General features: G+C 73.2%; 22 protein-coding genes. 9 read left to right on the top strand and 13 right to left on the bottom strand.

Annotated features, from left to right (window positions below):
- Positions 1-223: 223 nt before the first annotated feature.
- Genes bioB through ACIGG8_RS24770 form a run of 4 tightly spaced genes read left to right on the top strand, consistent with a single transcriptional unit; the run spans position 224 to position 4,088 of the window.
- Entirely contained in the window at positions 224-1,447 is a 1,224-nt protein-coding gene (bioB, locus tag ACIGG8_RS24785) for a biotin synthase BioB (RefSeq protein ID WP_396550770.1), read from the top strand.
- Positions 1,448-1,464: 17 nt separating this feature from the next.
- The gene (locus ACIGG8_RS24780; RefSeq protein WP_396550768.1) at positions 1,465-2,769 is read left to right on the top strand and encodes an adenosylmethionine--8-amino-7-oxononanoate transaminase; all 1,305 of its coding nucleotides are present in this window, start codon (positions 1,465-1,467) and stop codon (positions 2,767-2,769) included.
- Between the two features lie 17 nt (positions 2,770-2,786).
- Positions 2,787-3,587 carry a dethiobiotin synthase gene (gene bioD / locus ACIGG8_RS24775; RefSeq protein WP_396550829.1) on the top strand — a complete coding sequence of 267 codons (801 nt, stop codon included), beginning with the start codon at positions 2,787-2,789 and terminating at the stop codon, positions 3,585-3,587.
- A gap of 54 nt (positions 3,588-3,641) precedes the next feature.
- The gene (locus tag ACIGG8_RS24770) at positions 3,642-4,088 is read left to right on the top strand and encodes a hypothetical protein (RefSeq protein ID WP_396550766.1); all 447 of its coding nucleotides are present in this window, start codon (positions 3,642-3,644) and stop codon (positions 4,086-4,088) included.
- Positions 4,089-4,283: 195 nt separating this feature from the next.
- On the opposite strand, the gene ACIGG8_RS24765 is transcribed toward ACIGG8_RS24770, so the two are convergent.
- The gene (locus ACIGG8_RS24765; RefSeq protein ID WP_396550764.1) at positions 4,284-5,159 is read right to left on the bottom strand and encodes an alpha/beta fold hydrolase; all 876 of its coding nucleotides are present in this window, start codon (positions 5,157-5,159) and stop codon (positions 4,284-4,286) included.
- Between the two features lie 64 nt (positions 5,160-5,223).
- Here ACIGG8_RS24765 and ACIGG8_RS24760 point away from each other — a divergent pair, with 64 nt between their 5' ends.
- Positions 5,224-5,793 carry a helix-turn-helix domain-containing protein gene (locus ACIGG8_RS24760; RefSeq protein ID WP_396550762.1) on the top strand — a complete coding sequence of 190 codons (570 nt, stop codon included), beginning with the start codon at positions 5,224-5,226 and terminating at the stop codon, positions 5,791-5,793.
- Positions 5,794-5,938: 145 nt separating this feature from the next.
- Here the strand turns inward: ACIGG8_RS24760 and ACIGG8_RS24755 are convergent, their stop codons facing one another.
- The 4 genes from ACIGG8_RS24755 to ACIGG8_RS24740 form a co-directional block, all read right to left on the bottom strand.
- Positions 5,939-6,400 carry a DUF3592 domain-containing protein gene (locus ACIGG8_RS24755; RefSeq protein WP_396550760.1) on the bottom strand — a complete coding sequence of 154 codons (462 nt, stop codon included), beginning with the start codon at positions 6,398-6,400 and terminating at the stop codon, positions 5,939-5,941.
- Between the two features lie 84 nt (positions 6,401-6,484).
- A complete protein-coding gene (locus tag ACIGG8_RS24750) occupies positions 6,485-6,613 on the bottom strand; it encodes a hypothetical protein (protein ID WP_396550758.1) in 129 nt (42 codons plus the stop codon).
- Positions 6,614-6,645: 32 nt separating this feature from the next.
- Positions 6,646-6,873, bottom strand: a complete 228-nt coding sequence (locus tag ACIGG8_RS24745; RefSeq protein WP_396550756.1) for a hypothetical protein — start codon at positions 6,871-6,873, stop codon at positions 6,646-6,648.
- A gap of 8 nt (positions 6,874-6,881) precedes the next feature.
- Entirely contained in the window at positions 6,882-7,061 is a 180-nt protein-coding gene (locus ACIGG8_RS24740) for a hypothetical protein (RefSeq protein ID WP_396550755.1), read from the bottom strand.
- A gap of 254 nt (positions 7,062-7,315) precedes the next feature.
- On the opposite strand from ACIGG8_RS24740, the gene ACIGG8_RS24735 reads away from it, so the two are divergent.
- Complete coding sequence (locus ACIGG8_RS24735) at positions 7,316-8,356, top strand: Scr1 family TA system antitoxin-like transcriptional regulator (RefSeq protein WP_396550827.1); 1,041 nt, start codon at positions 7,316-7,318, stop codon at positions 8,354-8,356.
- A gap of 31 nt (positions 8,357-8,387) precedes the next feature.
- Positions 8,388-11,351 (top strand): BTAD domain-containing putative transcriptional regulator, encoded by a 2,964-nt coding sequence (locus tag ACIGG8_RS24730; protein ID WP_396550753.1) that lies wholly within the window; start codon positions 8,388-8,390, stop codon positions 11,349-11,351.
- On the opposite strand, the gene ACIGG8_RS24725 is transcribed toward ACIGG8_RS24730, so the two are convergent.
- The 3 genes from ACIGG8_RS24725 to ACIGG8_RS24715 form a co-directional block, all read right to left on the bottom strand.
- The gene (locus ACIGG8_RS24725; protein WP_396550751.1) at positions 11,335-11,604 is read right to left on the bottom strand and encodes a hypothetical protein; all 270 of its coding nucleotides are present in this window, start codon (positions 11,602-11,604) and stop codon (positions 11,335-11,337) included. The two genes, ACIGG8_RS24730 and ACIGG8_RS24725, sit on opposite strands and share 17 nt — an antisense overlap.
- 91 nt (positions 11,605-11,695) lie before the next feature.
- The gene (locus tag ACIGG8_RS24720) at positions 11,696-12,094 is read right to left on the bottom strand and encodes a hypothetical protein (protein ID WP_396550749.1); all 399 of its coding nucleotides are present in this window, start codon (positions 12,092-12,094) and stop codon (positions 11,696-11,698) included.
- A gap of 645 nt (positions 12,095-12,739) precedes the next feature.
- Complete coding sequence (locus tag ACIGG8_RS24715) at positions 12,740-13,354, bottom strand: TetR/AcrR family transcriptional regulator (protein WP_396550747.1); 615 nt, start codon at positions 13,352-13,354, stop codon at positions 12,740-12,742.
- A gap of 37 nt (positions 13,355-13,391) precedes the next feature.
- Here ACIGG8_RS24715 and ACIGG8_RS24710 point away from each other — a divergent pair, with 37 nt between their 5' ends.
- A complete protein-coding gene (locus ACIGG8_RS24710) occupies positions 13,392-13,718 on the top strand; it encodes a rhodanese-like domain-containing protein (RefSeq protein ID WP_350525740.1) in 327 nt (108 codons plus the stop codon).
- Positions 13,719-13,841: 123 nt separating this feature from the next.
- Here the strand turns inward: ACIGG8_RS24710 and ACIGG8_RS24705 are convergent, their stop codons facing one another.
- Both ACIGG8_RS24705 and ACIGG8_RS24700 read right to left on the bottom strand, forming a co-directional pair.
- Complete coding sequence (locus tag ACIGG8_RS24705) at positions 13,842-14,843, bottom strand: ArsR/SmtB family transcription factor (RefSeq protein WP_396550746.1); 1,002 nt, start codon at positions 14,841-14,843, stop codon at positions 13,842-13,844.
- Between the two features lie 305 nt (positions 14,844-15,148).
- Positions 15,149-15,880: a helix-turn-helix domain-containing protein gene (locus ACIGG8_RS24700; protein ID WP_396550745.1), complete on the bottom strand. Its 732-nt coding sequence runs from the start codon at positions 15,878-15,880 to the stop codon at positions 15,149-15,151.
- A gap of 85 nt (positions 15,881-15,965) precedes the next feature.
- On the opposite strand from ACIGG8_RS24700, the gene ACIGG8_RS24695 reads away from it, so the two are divergent.
- Positions 15,966-17,429: an aminopeptidase P family protein gene (locus tag ACIGG8_RS24695; protein ID WP_396550825.1), complete on the top strand. Its 1,464-nt coding sequence runs from the start codon at positions 15,966-15,968 to the stop codon at positions 17,427-17,429.
- 66 nt (positions 17,430-17,495) lie between these two features.
- Here ACIGG8_RS24695 and ACIGG8_RS24690 read toward each other — a convergent pair whose 3' ends face one another.
- The 3 genes from ACIGG8_RS24690 to ACIGG8_RS24680 form a co-directional block, all read right to left on the bottom strand.
- A complete protein-coding gene (locus ACIGG8_RS24690) occupies positions 17,496-17,933 on the bottom strand; it encodes a GNAT family N-acetyltransferase (RefSeq protein WP_396550743.1) in 438 nt (145 codons plus the stop codon).
- A gap of 178 nt (positions 17,934-18,111) precedes the next feature.
- A complete protein-coding gene (locus ACIGG8_RS24685) occupies positions 18,112-18,396 on the bottom strand; it encodes a hypothetical protein (RefSeq protein WP_350525735.1) in 285 nt (94 codons plus the stop codon).
- Between the two features lie 170 nt (positions 18,397-18,566).
- Positions 18,567-19,238, bottom strand: coding sequence for a 50S ribosomal protein L11 methyltransferase (locus tag ACIGG8_RS24680; RefSeq protein WP_350525734.1), 672 nt, complete (start codon positions 19,236-19,238; stop codon positions 18,567-18,569).
- Positions 19,239-19,345: the final 107 nt, after the last annotated feature.

Raw genomic sequence — 19,345 nt, 5'->3', positions numbered from 1 at the left:
CACGGGGTCGGCAGTTGTGGATCATCGTCCGCGCGGGGCCGCGCGCCCCCTCGGCCCGCCACGACGGCTACCCGCCAGTAACCTTCACTCCGGGTTCACGTCAAGCTCGTGACCAGCGGCGGAGCCGTGAGCTTCGACACTGTGGCAATCGGCACATCCTCGCACCGATCTTCTGGCGGGTTTGCTCTGGCGCCGCTCGATCACGAACAGGCAGGATCGCCCCATGGATCTGCTCGATACCCTCACCGCCAAGGGCCTGCGCGGCGAAGTCCCGACCCGCGAGGAGGCCCTGGCCGTCCTCGCCACCACCGACGACGAGCTGCTCGACGTGGTCGCCGCGGCCGGCAAGGTGCGCCGCCGCTGGTTCGGCCGCCGGGTCAAGCTCAACTACCTGGTGAACCTCAAGAGCGGGCTCTGCCCGGAGGACTGCTCGTACTGCTCGCAGCGGCTCGGGTCCAAGGCCGAGATCCTCAAGTACACCTGGCTCAAGCCGGACCAGGCCGCCGACGCCGCCCGGGCCGGCGTGGCCGGCGGCGCCAAGCGGGTCTGCCTGGTCGCCAGCGGCCGCGGCCCGACGGACCGCGACATCGACCGGGTCACCGACACCATGGCCGCCATCAAGGAGGCCGACCCCGCGGTCGAGATCTGCGTCTGCCTCGGCCTGCTCTCCGACAACCAGGCGGAGCGCCTCAAGGCGGCCGGCGCCGACGCCTACAACCACAACCTCAACACCTCCGAGAACACCTACGGGGCCATCACCAAGACCCACACCTACGCGGACCGGGTCGACACCGTGCAGAAGGCGCACGGCGCGGGCCTGTCCGCCTGCTCCGGCCTGATCGCGGGCATGGGCGAGACCGACGAGGACCTGGTCGACGTGGTGTTCGCGCTGCGCGAGCTCGGCTCGGACTCCGTCCCGGTCAACTTCCTGATCCCCTTCGAGGGCACCCCGCTCGCCAAGGAGTGGAACCTCACCCCGCAGCGCTGCCTGCGCATCCTCGCGATGGTCCGCTTCGTCAACCCGGACACCGAGGTGCGGATCGCCGGCGGCCGCGAGGTGCACCTGCGCACCATGCAGCCGCTCGGCCTGCACATCGCCAACTCCATCTTCCTCGGCGACTACCTGACCAGCGAGGGCCAGGCCGGCCAGGCCGACCTCGACATGATCAAGGACGCCGGCTTCGAGGTCGAGGGCGCCGGCGAGGCCACCCTGCCGCGCCACCGCGCCGACATCGCCGAGGCCGCCCAGGCCGGCGGCGGCTGCGGCACCGCGGCCTCGGCCTGCGGCAGCGGCGGCGGCTGCGGCCCCTGCGGCGGGCACTCCCACGCCCCGGCGCAGGCCGCCACCGACGCCCCGGCGGCGGAGGAACCGGAGGACGAGCTCCGCAGCGACCTCGTCAAGGTCCGCCGCCGCGGCGCCGGCACCGAACTCGCGCCCAACGCCTGACCCTCCGGAGACCCCTCATGCCCCCGCTGTCCGCGGACACGCTGCTCACCCTCGACCGCGCCCACGTCTGGCACCCGTACGGGCCGATGCCCGGCACCGTCACCCCGTACGTGGTCGAGTCCGCATCGGGCGTACGGCTGCGCCTGGCCGAACCCGTCGCGGGCGGCCGGCGCGAGCTGGTCGACGGGATGTCGTCCTGGTGGGCGGCGATCCACGGCTACCGGCACCCGGTGCTGGACGAGGCCGTGCGCGAGCAGCTGGGGCGGATGAGTCACGTGATGTTCGGCGGGCTCACCCACGAGCCCGCCGTCCGGCTGGCGGCCAGGCTGGTCGAGATCACCCCGGAGCCGCTGCAGCACGTCTTCCTCGCCGATTCGGGCTCGGTCTCGGTCGAGGTCGCGATGAAGATGTGCCTGCAGTACTGGCAGTCCGTCGGGCGGCCCGGCAAGCGCCGGCTGCTCACCTGGCGCGGCGGCTACCACGGCGACACCTTCCACCCGATGTCGGTCTGCGACCCGGACGGCGGGATGCACCACCTGTGGGGCGGGGTGCTGCCCGGGCAGCTCTTCGCACCGCAGCCCCCGGCCGGCTTCGACGCCCCGCTCGACGCCGGATACGCCGCGCAGTTCGAGGAGTTGATGGCGCGTCACGCCGACGAGCTGGCCGCCGTCATCGTCGAACCGGTCGTCCAGGGCGCGGGCGGCATGCAGTTCCACTCCCCCGCGTACCTGCGGATGCTGCGCGAACTCTGCGACCGCTACGGGGTGTTGCTCGTCTTCGACGAGATCGCCACCGGATTCGGCCGCAGCGGCGCCCTGTTCGCCGCCGACCACGCGGGCGTCTCACCGGACGTCATGTGCCTCGGCAAGGCGCTCACCGGCGGGTACCTGACGCTCGCCGCCGCGCTGTGCACCGGCGAGATCGCGGACGGGATCAGCCGCGGCGAGATGCCGGTGCTCGCCCACGGCCCGACCTTCATGGGCAACCCGCTGGCCTGCGCGGCCGCCAACGCCTCGCTCGACCTGCTGCTCGGGCAGGACTGGGCGCTGGAGGTCAAGCGGATCGAGGACGGGCTGCGGGACGGCCTCGCGGCCGCCGCGGACGTGCCCGGCGTGCACGACGTACGGGTCCGAGGCGCCATCGGCGTCGTGCAGTTGGACCACCCGGTGGACGTCGCCGCGGCGACCGAGGCGGCCGCGCGGGAAGGCGTCTGGCTGCGCCCCTTCCGGGACCTGATCTACACGATGCCCCCCTACGTGACGGAGGACGAGGACGTGGCACGCATCGCGGCCGCCGTGACCGCCGCGGCGGTGGCGGGATGAGCGCGCAGGACGGCGGCATGACCGCGCAGGACGGCGACACGGGAACGCAGGACCGCGGGACGAGCACGCGCGTCCTCTTCGTGACCGGCACGAACACGGACGTCGGCAAGACCGTCGCCACCGCGGCCGTCGCCTCGGCGGCGCTGCAGGCCGGGCTGAAGGTCGCCGTGCTCAAGCCCGGCCAGACCGGTGTGACCGACGACGAACCGGGCGACGCCGCCGAAGTCCGGCGCCTGGCAGGCGAACTGACGTACCGCGAGCTCGTCCGCTACCCCGAGCCGCTGGCCCCCGACACCGCCGCCCGGCGGGCCGGGATGCCCTGCCTCTCCCCCGCCGAGGTGGTGGCCGAGGTCGCCGACCTCGCCGCCACCCACGACCTGGTGCTGGTCGAGGGCGCGGGCGGCCTGCTGGTCCGCTACGACGACGAGGGCCGGACCCTCGCCGACCAGGCCCGCGCCGTCCTCGACGCCGGACTGCCGGCCGAGGTGCTGCTGGTGGCCTCCGCCGGCCTCGGCACGCTCAACATCGTCGCCCTCACGGCGGAGGCCCTGGCGGCGCGCGAACTCCCGCTCGCGGGCGTGCTCATCGGCTCCTGGCCCGCGGACGCCGGCCTCGCCGAACGCTGCAACCTCGCCGACCTGCCGCGCTCGGCCGGCGCCCCGCTGCTCGGTGCCCTGCCCGAACGCGCGGGCACCGCCGACGACTTCGCAGGCCTCGCGCTCGCCTCCCTGGCCCCCGAGCTGGGCGGAACCTGGGACGCGGAGCACTTCGCGGACGCCCATCGCGCGGAACGGGCCCGGCTTCGCTCGAAGGTGTGATCTCTGCGCCCGAACCATGGGAACGGGCGCTACGGGCTGCATACCGTTCCTTCCATGACAGACGGGCTCACCGTAGACGAGGCCCTGCGGGCCTTGGCCGCCCTGGAGGCGGCGTGGAAGGACGACGAGGAGGCGCTGTCCGCCCTGGCGGCGGGCAGCGCCGGTGAACAGCCGCTCCCGGCGCTGGTCGCCGCGTACGGCGAGCATGCGATGGACACGCTCATGGCGTTGGCCTTCGGGCTGCGCTCGACCATGAGCGACGAGGAGCTCGCCGAGATCTCGGACGCGGTCAGCTCCAACATCGGCGCCCGGATGAGCGCGCTGCTCACCCAGACGCTCAAGGCCTGGGGCACCCTCGCCGCACCCGACGACCTCTCCGTCACCAAGATCATCGCCCACACCGTGATCGACGCGATGAGGGCCGTCACCGAGGACCCCACCAAGACCGAAGTCCTGCCGCTGCTGGCCACTTTCCGCACCTACGCCCTCAGCGACACCTGAGGACCGTAGGATTCGGCGCGGGCTCCGAGCCTCCCCCTCGGCCGGCTCAGGACGCCATCGGCAGGCCGACAGGTGATGGTCGGTGAGCGCATCGGGTATCCGCAGACCGACATCGTGGCGACGACACGGGTCGCTCGGCGACGATGCCACTGTGCGGGGACGGGTGCGGCCTCCCGAGCGGGCAGCGCTGCGCCTTCAGGCTCCCCGGGCGCTTGTCCGGCCGGCCCGGCCGGCCCCGTCGAGGAGGCTCTGGACCCGCTCGGCGACGATCCCTGGCCGCTCGGCCTGGATGAGGTGGCCGGAGTCCACGGTTTCGAACCGGCCGTCGGGCAGCGAACCGACCCAGCGCCGCCGGTGCTCGGTCAGCGCGGCGTGGTGCCGGCCCCGGCCCTTCTGGGGACGGGCGGCCGAGAGGAGGATGGTCGGGCACGTCGGCGGGGCGGGTGGCTCGGCGCGGAAGCGGGGAATGGCCTCGGCCACGGCCTTGATCTCCTTCCGCGTCTGCGCGATGCCCGTTGGGACGAAGTCCTCGGCGAGCATGGCCGCGTAGGTGTCCGCCGGGAAGAGGCGCCGGAGCTCCCCGCTCGCCAACCGGGCCAGCAGACGGGAGCGGCACAGTGCCTGCGTCACACCCAGGGACCGGTCGACCTTCACCGCGGTCCGGTCGAAGGTGTCGTAGACGGGCGCGCTCTCCGCCGCCGGATCGAGCAGGAGCAGCCCCCGCAGCCGCGGCCCCAGCCGATTCACGGCGCGGCGGGCGACCAACCCGCCCATGCTGTGCGCGACCAGCACGAAGCCTCCCGGGACGACCGTCTCGACCAACGCGGCCAGGTCCGCGGCCAGGTCGTCGATGCTCAGCCGGGTCGCCGTTCGGCCGCTGCGGCCGAAGCCGGCGCGGTCGTAGCCGATCAGTCTCGCCCGGTCCGCCAGCAGTGCGACCACCGGGTCCCAACAGGTGCGCCCCATGCCTCCGCCCGCCTCGAAGACCACCCAGTCCGTTCCGCTGCCGGATTCCTCCACGTAGAGGGTCCGGCCGTTCACCTGTACCGCCCGCCCTGCCGCCTGACGCATGCCCCCTCCAAGGCTCATCATTTCCACTTTCGATAATAGTATTGAGTATGGAATTGTGAAGCCCGTGGACACCACCGAACTTCTTCTCCACCCGGTGCGCCTGCGCGTGGTGCACGCACTCGCCGGCGACCGGGAGCTGACCACCGCGCAGTTGTGCGAGCGCATGCCGGACGTGCCGAAGGTGACCATGTACCGGCACGTCGCCCTACTGGCCGGGGCGGGCTTCCTGGAAGTGACCGGAGAACGACGGGTGCGCGGCACCGTCGAGCGGCACTACCGGCTACGCCAGGACCGCCCGGTCGTCGACGACGACGCCGCCACCGCGATGACGCCGGATGACCACCGCCGGGGCTTCGCGGCCGCCATGGCCGTGCTCATCGCGGAGTTCAACGCCTACCTCGACCGTGACGACGCCGACCCGGTTGCCGACGCGGTCTCCTACCGTCAGGGCACGCTCTGGCTCAGCCAGGACGAACTCGCGGAGATGACGGCTCAGTTGCGCGCGGTGCTGGGCCCTCGGCTCGCCAACCGGCCGGCACCGGGCCGCGCGCCCTACCTGCTCAGCCCCGTCCACTTCCCGGTCGGTCCACGATTGCCCGACGACCGCCCCCAGGGACATTCACAGGTGCCGTAGGGCTGCGCACGTGAACTCCCGTGGTGTGTGGTCGCGCTGAACCGGGGCGCACGGTCAAGGGGTGCGCGGTGCGGCCCTGGTCGCCGCCGTCCCCCCCACGGTTCTGATGCGGCGTGGGCTTCGAGCGGCCTCGAAGCCCACGTCCTCACCTGCCCGGCGGCGTCGCAGCGACCGGAGCGTGGCCCCAGAACGAGCGGTAGAGCAGCATGCCCGCCGTACCGACCACGCCGACCGGCAGCCCCAGCGCCCACGGGATCAGCACGGCCTTCCACCCCACCTGCGCCGGGAAGGCCACCGTGGCGGGCTTCTGCGGGTTGACGAGCACGGTCCGCACCGAGCCCGTAACGAGCCCGGTCGGCACGCCGCCGGCCAGGTCGCGGTCGGGCGTGACCTCCCGGCCGTCGGCCAGCGCGAGCACGATCCTGCCCGGCCGCTCCCCCATCGGGCCGTTGTACTCCGCCGTCACCACCGTGGCCTGCACCCGTTCGGCATCGGCGTAGCGGAAGTGGTAGCGCGCCTGGGCCCCGACCGCCACCAGGCTCAGCAGGATGAAGCCGCCGAAGACGACGAGCCCGATGACCAACGCCGTTCTGTTGTACAGCGGCATTCCGGACGCTTTCCGCGCCATGATCCCCCCAGTTGCTCGGCCAGAGCATAGACCTCCCGTGCGGCAGGTCGTCCAGGGGTGGGCTCACATCCACCCGGCGACGAACGCGAATCCGCCCGTCGAGGCGGCGAGGAAGACGAGGGCGAACACCAGGCCGCGCGCCGCGGCGGGGACGTCCTCGGGGACCAGCAGGAAAGCGAAGCCGGCGATCACGAGGGAGCCGACGGTGACGAGGCCGGCGGCGACTACGGGCGCATACCTCTGCGGAGGACGACGACCAGCTGCTCGATGACGTCCGGCCGGGCGGCCCCGAGGTCGATCAGGATGACGCCGGTGGCCTTGGCCGAGCGCCAGTCGATGGCGAGGGACGGGAGTTTGACGGCGGCGGCGCTCAGGACGGCCTGGAGGTCGTCGAGAATGTCGGCCGCGGCGCGACGGTCCTCGGCCGTGATCTTGTCGATCATGCTGCTCATGGGGCATCTCACTGTTCGGTGTTCGTGAGCCAACGGGGTTCGGTGTCCCACTCGATGCCGCCGCCGAGGGGACGGAGGAAGGCGAGGCCGTGCTGCCAGCCCATGAAGGCGGCCCAGCGGCCGGAGCGGACGTCGAAGACCCGCTCGCCGACGGAGGACGGGCGGTAGGGGGAGGAGGGCGGCGCCACCCGTCGAACGGGCGGCGCCGCCGGGGCGATGGGTTGGGGGGTCGATCGAGCCTCGGGGACGGAATCGCCGCACTGGGGGCAGAGGCAGGACGGGAAGTTCCGCCGCAGGATCAGGCTTTCGCCAGATTGAGTGTTCGTCATATCCACCGACTAGTTCCTCTCTGTTGCCAACTCCTCACCAAGAGTGGCCAAGCGTAGCTAGCATCGGAAGGGCTTTTCTTTGACAGCGCATGTTGTGGAATCGAGTGATCACCATGCCCCAGCGGGAACTTGACCCGACCATCTCCCCGAACAAGGTCATCGGCGTCCAGCTGCGCCGCTTCCGCAAGGCGAGGGGGCTCACCCAGGTCGAACTCGGAGAGCTCATCAACTACAGCGACTCCCTGATCTCCCTGATCGAGACCGGCGCGCGTCCCGCTCCCCTGAACCTCCTCCGCCGGGCCGACAAGGTGCTCGACACCTGCGGGGCACTTGAACTCCTGTACTGGAGCACGAAGAGCACCACTCTGATCGGCGGATTCCTCGCCTACATCGAGTACGAGACCAAGGCGACCGCCTTCAAGATCTTCGAACTGAACGTCGTCCCTGGGCTGTTGCAGACCCGAAACTACGCCTCCGCGCTCATCACCGCCGCGGCCCAACGTGGCGAGATCCCGGAGGACAGGGCCATCGAACGCCTGAATGTCCGCATGGCCAGGCAGGCCATTCTGTACCGCGAACCATCTCCCTCCATCCACATCGTCATGGACGAGAGCTGCTTGCGGCCTGTTGGCAGCCCCTTCGTCATGGCCGAGCAGCTTCGTCGGCTGGAGAGCGTGGCCGACCTTCCGCACGTGACGCTGCAGATCGCGCCATTCAGTCTCGGCGAACACGTCCCGACGACCATGCAGTTCACACTGCTGACCAGCCCGGACGAGAAGTGGATGGCCTATCTCGAAACCATCCAACGAGGGTACGTCGAGCGCGACGACGAAGAGCAGATCCGCTCCCTCGCAAGGACATACGATTGGCTGCAGGCCCAAGCCCTGTCATGTGAGGACTCGTTGTCCCTCATCCGCACCCGTCTCAAGGAGTTCCACGCCATGTTCCCCATCTCGGCCGTCAAGCCCACCTCCTGGCTCAAGTCCTCCTACAGCAACGGCGGTGGCCAGTGTGTAGAGGTCGCGCCCGGCGTTCCGGGTGTCCTCCCCGTCCGTGACAGCAAGGACCCCGAGGGCCCGCAGCTCACCTTCGGCGCGAACGCCTGGCAGTCGTTCATCGCCGGCGTCAAGGCCGGGGACTTCGGCACCGTCTGATTCGCATCAACTGTCCCTCGGGGGGAATGCCTTGCCGTTAGTCGGTGATCCGAATCCGCTCAGCTTCGCGCTGCTCGGGCCGCTGCGGGTGCAGCGGGCCGCCACTGCCCTCGAACTGGGTGCGCCCCGGCAGCGGTCCGTCCTGGTCGCCCTCCTCCTCCGGCCGGACTCCGTCGTCACCGTCGACGAACTGGTCGACGAACTATGGGGCGACCATCCGCCCGGTTCACCCGTCGTCGCCCTGCGCTCCTACGTCTCCCAACTGCGGAAGCTGCTGGAGCCGTCCCGCGACACCCCCACCGTCCTCCTCTCCCAAGCCGGTGGGTACCGTCTTGCCGTCGCACCGGACCAGATCGACCTCTGGCGGGCCAGGCACCTCCACGAGTTGGCCGGCCGGTGCTCCGCCGGCCAGCCCGACCACGCCCGCGCCCTCCTCTCCGAGGCTCTCTCGCTCTGGCACGGCGACCCGCTCGCCGGCCTGCCGGGCCCCTTCATCGACCGCGAGCGGGAACGTCTCGCCGAGCTCCGTCTCACCCTCCTGGAAGAGCGCCTCGCCCTCGACGTCACCCTCGACGTCACCCCGGCCGCCGACCCCTCCGACTACCTCCCGGAGTTGGAGGCGCTGGCCGCCGGCCACCCGTTCCGCGAGCGCCTGCAAGCGCTCCTCATCCGAGCGCTGCACCGCCGGGGCCGTACGCCGGAGGCCCGGGCCGTCTACGACGCCCTGCACGCGCGACTGGTCGAACACCTGGGGATCGAGCCGGGTCCCGAACTCGCCTCCCTGCGCCGCGAACTGACCGACCCGGACCAACTCCCCCCGGCCCTCCCGCACTTCACCGGCCGATGGCACCACGTCACCGACATCACCCGAGCGCTGACCGACCACCCCGGCCCCGGCCTGCGCCTGGTGACCGTCACCGGCATGGCCGGCGTCGGGAAGACGGCCCTCGCCGTCCGTGCCGCCCACGCCCTCCGCCCCGGCTTCCCCGACGGCCGCCTCCACGCGGACCTGCGGGGCGCCGACCTGGTGCCCGCCAGCGCGTCCGACATCCTGGCCGACTTCCTGACCACCCTGGGCATCCGGCCCGCCGCCGTCCCCAAGGACCTCCCTGGCAGGTCGGCGCTCTTCCGTACGGCCAGCGCCGGCAAGCGCCTGCTCATCGTCCTCGACAACGCCCGCGATGACGCCCAGATCCAGCCGCTCCTGCCCGGTTCGCCCGACTGCGCGGTGATCGTCACCAGCCGCACGGTGCTCTACAGCGTGCCGTCGGTCCTGCACGTCGCACTGGACGTGTTCAGCGAGGACGAGGCGATCGGGCTGCTGGACTCCGTCATCGGCACGGCCCGCCGGTCCGCCCAGCGCGCCGACGCCGGGGTGCTGGTCGAGGCGTGCGGCCGCCTACCCCTCGCCGTACGGATCGCGGCCGCCCGGCTCGCCGCGACCCCGGACCAGCCGATCGGCGATCTCGTCGCCCGCCTGGCCGACGACCGCGAGGGCATCACCGCGCTGCGCACCCGCGACGTCGCCATCGAGCAGGTCTTCGAGCTCAGCTACCGGCTGCTCGAACCGGCCCTCGCGACGGCGTTCCGGATGCTCTCCTGGATCGAGCCGGACATCGGACTGGCGTCGGCCGCCGCCGTCCTGGGCCTCACCGAGGACCAGGCGGAGCACCTCGCGGAAGCGCTGGTGGACCAGGCGCTGCTGGAGTCGATCGGCGCCGGGCGCTACCGCTACCACGACCTGGTGCGCGCCTTCGCCCGCCGGACGTCCCTGCGCCTCGACACGGCCGAACGAACCACCGCCCACCGGCGGCTGCTGGCCCTGCTGCTCGGTGCAGCCCGTACGGCCTTCGCGCTCGCCGTCCCTGGCGACCCGGTGGCCGACGTCTTCGGCGAGCCGCTACCGCTGCCCGCCGCACCGGGCCCGGTCTTCGCCGACCTGGCGCACGCCCGCCGGTGGGCGCGCGCCGAGACTCCGAGCGCGGTGGCACTCGCCGCGGCCGTCGCGACGGGCGACCCCGGAGCCGCGGACGAGCTCCGGTCCGCCTCCGAACTCCACTCTGCCGACGAACTCCGCTCCGCCATCGACCTGTTGATCGCCCTCAGCCCGCTCGGTCTCGGCGCCTTCGGCGGCCGGGCGGAGGAGGCGGCCCGGCTCCTCGTCACCGCCGCCGTGGCCTGGGGCGACCGTGCCGCGGAGGGCCGTTCCCGCTTCCTGCTCGGCACGATCCTGCTGGCCCGGGCCCGGCTCGACGAGGCCGGCGTCGAGGCCCGGCTGGCGGCCCGGGCCTGCCACGACGCGGCGGATCCGGCGGTGCTCCGGCAGGCCCTGAACGACCTGGGCCTCATCGCGCAGGCCGAGGGCCGGCACGACGAGGCGATCACCGCCTTCGACGAGGCGGCAGCGCTCGCCCGGCGCCTCGGGCACCGCTCCGGCGAGGTGGCGAGCACCGCGAACGCGGCGCTGTCCCGGATCCGCAGCGGTCACGCGGCCGCGGCGGTGGAGACCTGCCACCGGCTCCTCGCCGAGCCGGCCGACGGGGCCGACGGGGCCGCCGATGCCGCGATGGCCGCGTACGTGCACTACGTCCTCGGCCTGGCTCACCAGGTGCTGGGCCGGCTGGACGACGCCGCCGCGCAGCTGCGGTGCTGCATCGACCGTGCGAACCCCGCCGGGGACCTGGACCGCGAGTCGGCGGCCCGCAGCCGACTCGCGGACGTCCTGCGCCTGCTCGGACGGGTCGACGAGGCCGTGCACGAGGCGCAGCGAGCGCTGGGCCTCGCAACGCAGGGTGGGCGACAGCGCGAACGCGCTCTCGCCCACTTGGTGCTGGCCCATGCGATGACCGCCCGCGGCGACCACCTCGACGCGCGGACTCACGAGGAGCAGGCGCACCTGCTGCTCAGTCGGCTGAGCGCGCCGGAGTCCGCCGCCGCCACGTCGCTGCTGACCGGGCTGGCCACCGCCGACGGCGCCCTCACGGCTTCGGAGTGACGGTCGGCGTGACGGTCGGGGCGACGACGAGACCGGTCCCGTTCCAGGCGACCTTGCTCGCCAGGCACTGCACGTCGTCGTCCGGCCCGCCGCAGAGCTGCGCGGCCGGGGCGGTCGACCCGGCCGGAGCCGTCGACCCGGCCGGTGAGCCGTGCCGCACCGGCCCTCCCGCACCGACGGCGAGGGCACCCACGACCGACACCAGGACCGCCGCACCGGCAACGGCCGCGCGGACGACAATCTTTCCAGGCACTGCTGACGCTCCCTACTCGCGTGTGATCAAGCGTCCGCACGCTCGCAGGGTCCGGTAGACAGCCGATCAACGCAGCGGCCCCCGCCCGGCCTCAGCCGGCCCCCGCGACCCGGAACGGACCGGAGTTCCAGTGGAGGCTGGCCGGGCCGCCGGTGGGCCAGTCGTGGTCCAGGCGGCGGCGGTCGCGGCCGAGCGCGCCCAGGTCGAGGGGGCGCAGCGTGCCGACGGTCAGGCCGGTGGCCTCGGCGGCGGTCAGCGGCATGACCGTCACGTGCCGGGAGTCGTCACCGCCCATCCAGTCGACGGACTCGGTGAAGATCCAGACGAACCGCTGCGAGCAGCCGCGGCAGCGCCGGACGTCCACGGCGAAGCGTGAACCGTCCACCACGTCGGTCTCGTGCTCGAACCCCTCCCGCTGCCCGCGCCACACCGCCTGCGCGTCCCCGCCGTAGCACTTCACGCAGCCGAACTCCACCATCGGCCTTCTCATCGGTCGACTCCTGTTCCGCCCGTTCCGCGAGGTCCCGTCGCGGCCCATGATGCCCGCCCCGGCGGCGGGCGGCAGGGGCATCCGTGCAACGCCCGGCACCGGTCGCAGGGTTCCGACGGGGCCCGCCGGGGCGAGTCGGCCCTCGGTGACGGCCGGGGAGCTGCGCGGCGAAGGGCGGCGCTCATGGCCCGTACGCAGGGCCGATGCCCCCGCCGGGCCCGCCGGGCGGCTCCACCGGCGCGGTCAGCGCCCACGGCCGCGCACCCGCCGTCGACCGGCTCGACGGGGTCGGCCGAACGACACCCCTGGAGAGGAACAATTCATGCCCCGTTTCCACACCGTTCGTGCGCCCGGTCGGAGGGTGGGACGCCTCGGTTGACGCGCCGCCTCTCTGACGCTCGGGCACTCGGCTCTGACGCTCGGGCACTCAGCGCGCCATGCTCCGGAGCAGCTCCGGCACCCGCTCGCGCAGCTGCGGGTCGGACACCTCCTCGCCCCAGGCGGCGCCCGCGCGATCGGCCAGGGCCCATCTCGTAGTACTGGCTCATGCGGCCCCCCGCTCTCCTCGCCACTCGAATCGGCCCGCGTCGACACCCTCACGGGTGGACCGGCCGTCGCCCACGCGCCCCGGCCGGGGCGGGATCGTCACATCGCCGCTCGGGCGAGGCGGAGCAGACCGGTGCGCATCCGCCGTTCGCCGATCTCCGGCAGGAGCGCCGCGACGTGATCGGCCGCCAGGGGGGCGAGCAGGGCGTGGGCGGTGTGGTCGGGGTCCGGCGTGGCGGCGAGCAGGATCGCCACATGGCGGTGCCAGAACCGGTAGGCCCCGATCCGGTACCGGGCCCCCGGAGTGGCGGTCTCGGACATGCGGACGAGCGCCAGGTGTTCCAGCAGGTAGTCGAGATAGGCGTCGAGGAACGCCGCCAGCCGCTCGTCGGCCGGGGCCCCCGGGCCGAGTGGGGGCGGCCCGGACAGGACCGCCTCCTGCAGCACCCGCTCCCGGGCGTCCAACAGGGCGGCGGCCAACCCCGACTTGTCACCGAACCGGCGGAACAGGGTGCCCTTGCCGACGCCCGCGGCTGCGGCCACCTGATCCATGGACACGGCCTCGACACCGTGCTCGGCGAAGAGCCTGGCGGCCGCCTCCAGCACCGCGGCCCGGTTCCGGGCCGCGTCCGCGCGCTCCTTGGGCGGCGGCGTCCGCAGCAGCTCCAGTGGCATTGCCGAACCGGACTGCAGTCCGCTACTGTCTTGAGTCATAAGAGGACTGTAGTCCGATTCTTTGGAAGGACGTGGCATGACCGCACTCATCACCCGCGACGACCTGGCGACGGCGATCGAGGCCGACACCGTGACCGTCGTCGACACGCTCGGCGGCGAGTACTACGCCCGGCAGCACCTGCCCGGCGCTCTGGCGCTGACCCCGGCCGACGTCGACGTCCGGGCGGCCGCCCTGCTCCCCGACCGCGACGCCGCGATCGTCACCTACTGCTCCAACCCGGCGTGCCCCAACAGCGGACAGGTCGCCGACCGACTCACCCGCCTCGGCTACACCAACGTCCGCAAGTACCGGGAGGGCATCCAGGACTGGGTCGAGGCCGGCCTCCCCACCGAAACCGCCTGACCTCCAGGCACAGGGCGAGGACTCCCCACGGAGTCCTCGCCCTGCCGCACCGACGGACCACCGCATCGGCCACCGACACGAACGCAGCACCGCACGGCCGCCGCCGAGCCGCGCCGCCACGGCTCACGCGGCGGGTGCCGGGGGCGCCGGGTTGTCGAGCAGGAGGTCGTGGCCGACGTCGGTGAGGGTGTGGCGGACCTGCTTGCCCTCGCGCCGGGTGACGATCAGGCCGGCTCCACGCAGGGCGGTGGCGTGGGCGGAGGCGGAGGGCGGGGTGACGCCGAGCAGGCGGGCGAGTTCGGTGGTCGAGCAGGGGCTGCCCGCGATGGCGCGCAGCACGCGGGCCCGGGCGGGGCCGAGGACGGCGGCGAGGCCGTCGGCGGCCGGCGGCCGGGCCGGGGGCTCGGCCGCCGGGGAGCCGACCGGGTGGAGCAGCAGGCTCTGTCGGTCCTGTCCGGCGAGCAGCCCGAGGCCTTGCTGGAGGAAGTAGTTGGGCCGCAGCTCCAGACCCCGACCGTCCAGGTCGAAGGTGCCCTCCAGGTCGGCGAGGGTGCACTCCAGGACGCCCTCGTCCCGCCAGACCGCGTTCGGGTGCAGCGAGCCGAGCACCGCGCCGATGCCGGAGCGGGCGGCGGTGCGGGCACGGGCGGCGATGTCGGCCTCCAGGACGCGGCGGATCTCGGGCCAGTCCGGCGCCAGGCAGGAGCGGAACAGCGCCCAGGCGCCGTCGCTGACCTCACGCATTCCCCGGGAGCCGTCGTCGCGCAACCGGGCCAGGGCGGAGGGGAGTTCGGTCTCGCCCGCGAACACCGCAAGGTCGTCGTCGACGGCCTGTTGCGGCAGGGCGAGGATCGCGTCGAGCTCGTCGGTCAGCTGCCGACGGACGGCGTCGAGGTCCGCCGCCATGAAGCTGGGAACGCCGACCGCGCTCGCGTTGACGAGGTCGAGGAAGCGCCCGGACCGGTGCGGCACATGGCGGCGGACGTCGCGCCACCAGCGCTCGCTGCGCGGCCCGACGCACTGGCGCACGCCCAACTGGGCGGTGCCGGCCATCAGGTGGTCGAGCGGCGAGATGACGAACCGGGTCCTCGCGAGGTCCGCGACCCCGAACCTCAGTGTGATCACGAACCGCCCCCCGGCTCCCCGCCACCGCCGTGACCTGGCGCTTTCCCGACCAGCTCGACCGTCTTGACCATTAGGCCCAGAGGCTAATGCATGGCGACGGCCCGGCCGCGCTTGGCATGCTCTCCCGGTCGGCGCGGCACGGGCTCGCTCCGGCCCCCACCACGAGGGGAGTGGGGGCCGGAGTGCCGGCCGAAGGTTCGGTAAACCGAACGGTCGGGACCGCCCAGCGAACCGGCTCCGCAGCCCTGTCGGTGGTCGCCGGCTCTGTCGGTGATCCTCGGCCCCGCCAGTGGTCGCCGACTCCGTCAGTGGTCGTCGTGGCCCGGCGAGGACCCCAGCGCCGGTCGTGCGCCGGCCGGCAGTGCCGAGTCACCCACTGGCTCACCCACCGGCTCCTCGGCGTCGGCAAGGTGCAGCCGCTGCTCCGCGCGGTACTGCAGCAGGAGCACCGAGCGCACCGGCTCGCCTCCCACGGCGGTGTAGGAGTGCGGCAGCGAGGCGTCGAAGCCGACGTAGTCGCCGGGGCCGAGCTCGACCTCCCGGCGGCCCGCCCGCACGCGCAGCCGACCGGCCTGGACGATGGTGTGCTCGGTGCCGATGTGGCCGCCGGAGATCTGGGTGCCGTCGGTGCGCACCTGCTGGTCGTAGACCTCGAACACCACGTCCCCGGACTCGATCCGGCGCAGCGGGCGCAGGTCGACGCCCCGGCCGCTCAGCACCTCGACGTCGGCCGCCCGCACCACCGTCACCTCGTCGGCGGGCCGCGCCTCCACCAGGTCGGAGATCGGCACGCCGAGCACCCGGGAGAGTCCGAGCACGGTCTCCAGGGTCGGGTTGCCGGCGCCGGCCTCCAGCTGGGACAGCGTCGCCTTGCCGATCCCGGCCCGCCGGGACAGCTCGGACAGCGAGAGCCCGTGCTGCGCCCGCACCCGCTTCAGGTTGGCGGCGAGCACACTCCGGACGGACTCCCCGCCCCCGGCGGCCTCCCCGCCGTGGACGGACCGCCCGCCCCGGACGGATTCCCCCGCGTCGTTCACGCTCGACCTCTTCTCTCCCGGCACTGTTCGATATACCGTACGGGACGCATGCCGACGGACGGGGCAGCGTAGCGGAGCACACCGCATCCACCACCCTCATCAGGAGACCGTAGTGACCGAGCCCGCCGACACCATCAAGTACCGGAAGAACGGCCTGACCCGTGGCGTCACGGACGAACTCGCCGAGAACATGAAGCAGGGCTGGGCCGACACCGAGCGCACCGCGCTGGAGCCGGTCCCGCAGGCCGCGCACACCGCCCGCCGCCGCGCCGAGCTGTCCGCCGCCTTCCCCGGCGAGCTGCTGGTGGTCCCGTCCGGCAACCCCAAGGTGCGGGCCAACGACACCGACTACCCGTTCCGCCCGTCCTCCGACTACGCCTACCTGACCGGCGACCAGTCCCAGGACGCCGTGCTGGTGCTGGAGCCCGCCGGCGCGAGCGGCCACACCGCCGTGCTGTACCTGCGCAACCGCTCGGAGATCGACAACGGCGAGTTCTGGCTGGACACCCACGGCGAGCTGTGGGACGGCCGGCGCAACAGCCTGACCGAGAGCGAGCGGCTGCTCGGCCTGCCCTGCCGGGACGTCCGCACCGTGCACGCCGACCTGCGCGCGGCCACCGGCCCGGTGCGGGTGCTGCGCCGCCACGACGCGGGCGTGGAGGCGGCGCTGGACGGCCGGACGGTCGCCGAGCGGGACGAGGAGTTCGAGACCTTCCTGTCCGGACTGCGCCTGGTGAAGGACGAGTTCGAGATCGCCGAGCTGCGCTTCGCCTGCGCGGCCACCGCCCGCGGCTTCGAGGACGTGGTGCGCGTGCTCGGCACCGACACCGCGACGGCGGAGCGGCTGATCGAGGGCACCTTCTTCGTCCGGGCCCGGGTCGAGGGCAACGACGTCGGGTACGGCACCATCGCCGCGGCCGGGCCGCACGCCACCACCATGCACTGGGTGCGCAACGACGGCCACGCCCGGCCCGGCGACCTCCTGCTGCTCGACGCGGGCGTGGAGACCAACCACCTCTACACCGCCGACATCACCCGCACCCTGCCGGTCAGCGGCCGCTTCACCGACCTGCAGCGCAAGGTCTACGACGCCGTGTTCGCGGCGCAGGAGGCCGGCATCGCCGCGGTGAGGCCGGGCGCGGACTTCCGCGACTTCCACCGTGCCGCCCAGCGCGAGCTCGCCGAACACCTCACCTCCTGGGGCCTGTTCGGCGACCTGACCGCCGACAAGGTGTACGAGCTGGGCCTGCACCGCCGCTTCACGCTGGCCGGCACCGGCCACATGCTGGGCATCGACGTCCACGACTGCGCCCACTCCCTCACCGGGATCCACGTGGACGGCCCGCTGAAGCCGGGCATGGTGCTCACCGTCGAGCCGGGCATCTACTTCCAGCTGAACGACCTGACCGTGCCCGAGGAGTACCGCGGCATCGGCGTGCGGATCGAGGACGACATCCTGGTCACCGAGGACGGCAACGAGAACCTCTCCGCCGCCCTCCCCCGCCGTTCCGACGAGGTCGAGGCCTGGCTGGCGGCCCTGCGCGGCTGACGGCCGTCGTCCCAGCGCGGCCGGGCCCAGACCCGGGTACCGGCCCCGGGGCCCGGCCGCGCTGGGTCAGCCCGCCAGCGGCTTGACCCAGCGGCTCCACTGCGGCTGCGGCCGGTAGCCGGCGGCCTGCCAGGTGCGGTGGCCGAGGGGGTTGTCGTCCAGCACCATGGCGTCGACGCGGCGGCCGCCGAGCTCGGCGAAGCGCTCCTCGGCGGCGGCGATCAGCGCGGCGCCGATGCCCCGGCGGCGGTGTTCGGGGTCGACGGCGAGGCGGTAGAGGTGGCAGCGCCAGCCGTCCCAGCCGGCGATCACGGTGCCCAGGAGGGTCGCCGGGTCGTCGGCCGGGGTGGCGACGATCAGGCACTCGGGGTCGCGGGCGAGCAGGGCGGCCACGCCCGCCGCGTCGTCCGTGATGCTGGTGCCCTTGGCCGCCCGGGCCCAGAGGGCGAGCAGGGCGGGGATCTCGTCGGGGCTGGCGGGGCGCAGGGTTATCCGATCGGTCATGGGGGTCTGTCTAGCAGTCACTCCCGTCCCGTCACCGGGATTTCCACTCCCCGGACGGCCCATGTCCGCTTGTCCCCACCGTCCCCCGACGGCCCGTGTCCCCGCGACGGAACGACGGCGCCGCCCGCCCCGGCCCGACGAGCGGGCGGGGCGGGCGGCGTCGACCGACGGGCGTGCCTCAGAAGTGGTGCGAGGTCTCGCGGTCGGCCTTCTCGATCTGGTCGATCCGGCGCTGCAGCGCGTCTGCCTGGGCGCGGGCCTTGCGGGCCGCGGCGTGCTCGCCCTCGTGGTCCAGGCGGTTGGCCTTCGCGCGCAGGTCGGCGACCTGCTGGCGCATCTTGTTGAGGTCAACGGTGATCGAGGCGGCGGCCGCGGGCTGCGCGGTGGCGACCTGGGCGACCGTCGCCAGAGCGCCGCCGGCCAGGGCTGCGGTCAGGACGAGGGCGGAGATGCGTCGACGCATGGTGACTCCTTACGGTGGTGCGGTTTCGCTGGCTGGACATCATCGGATTACCAGCCGGTAACCATGGTGGCATGACCGTTCGTCACCGATCGCACCGGAGGCCCTCGGACACCACACCCGCACGGCACCCGCACCGGAACCCCATCGCTCCGCCGCAGGTTGAATCTCCGTCAGCCGAGCCGCCACACCGTGGTGGTCTTGACCGCGGTGTCCTCCAGGTCCGCCACGACCGGCACCTGGTACGCGGCCACCGCCGTGAACCGCTCCCGCGGCAGGTAGGCCCGGCCGGGGTCGCCGACGATGACGGTGGCGCCGCGCGCGGCGGCCCGTTCCAGGAACGGCAGGAAGCGGGCGGCCATGGCCCGTTCGTAGAAGACGTCGCCCGCGAGCACCACCTCCGCCGGGGCGCCGTCCCCGTCCACCAGGTCCACCAGGGCGCCCTCCACCCGCACCCCGTTGGCCTCGGCGTTCAGGCCGATCGCGGCCACCGCGTAGGCGTCGATCTCGGCGGCGCGCACGGAGGTCGCGCCGCGCAGCGCGGCGGCCACCCCGACCAGCCCGGATCCGGCCGCGACGTCCAGCACCGTACGGCCCGCCACCAGTTCGGGGTGGTCCAGCACGTAGCGGCTGACGGCCACGCCGCCGGCCCAGGCGAAGGCCCAGAACGGCGGCGGCAGGCCGGCCTCCCCGCGCGCCCGCTCGGTGGTCTCCCACAGGGCGATGGCGTCCTCGGCCATGTGCAGACTGATCTCGGGCACGAAGGGGACGGGCTTCAGCTCGGTCTCGCGCCGGATGAAGGCGAGGTCCTCGGCCGGCTGAAGAGTACGCAGCTCATTCGGCATGTGCGCAGCATAGAGCCCCCGGGCAGGCGCCCACGTCCACCACGGACGCCCCGCACACACGCCCACGCCCACACCCACGCCCACCACGGACCCCCGCGCGCGGGCGC

Origin of the sequence: Kitasatospora sp. NPDC085464 (assembly GCF_044541955.1) — a bacterium.
In the GTDB taxonomy this organism is placed as follows: domain Bacteria; phylum Actinomycetota; class Actinomycetes; order Streptomycetales; family Streptomycetaceae; genus Kitasatospora.
Note: the sequence above shows the minus strand (reverse complement) of the source record. Positions and strands in the feature narration are given on the sequence as shown.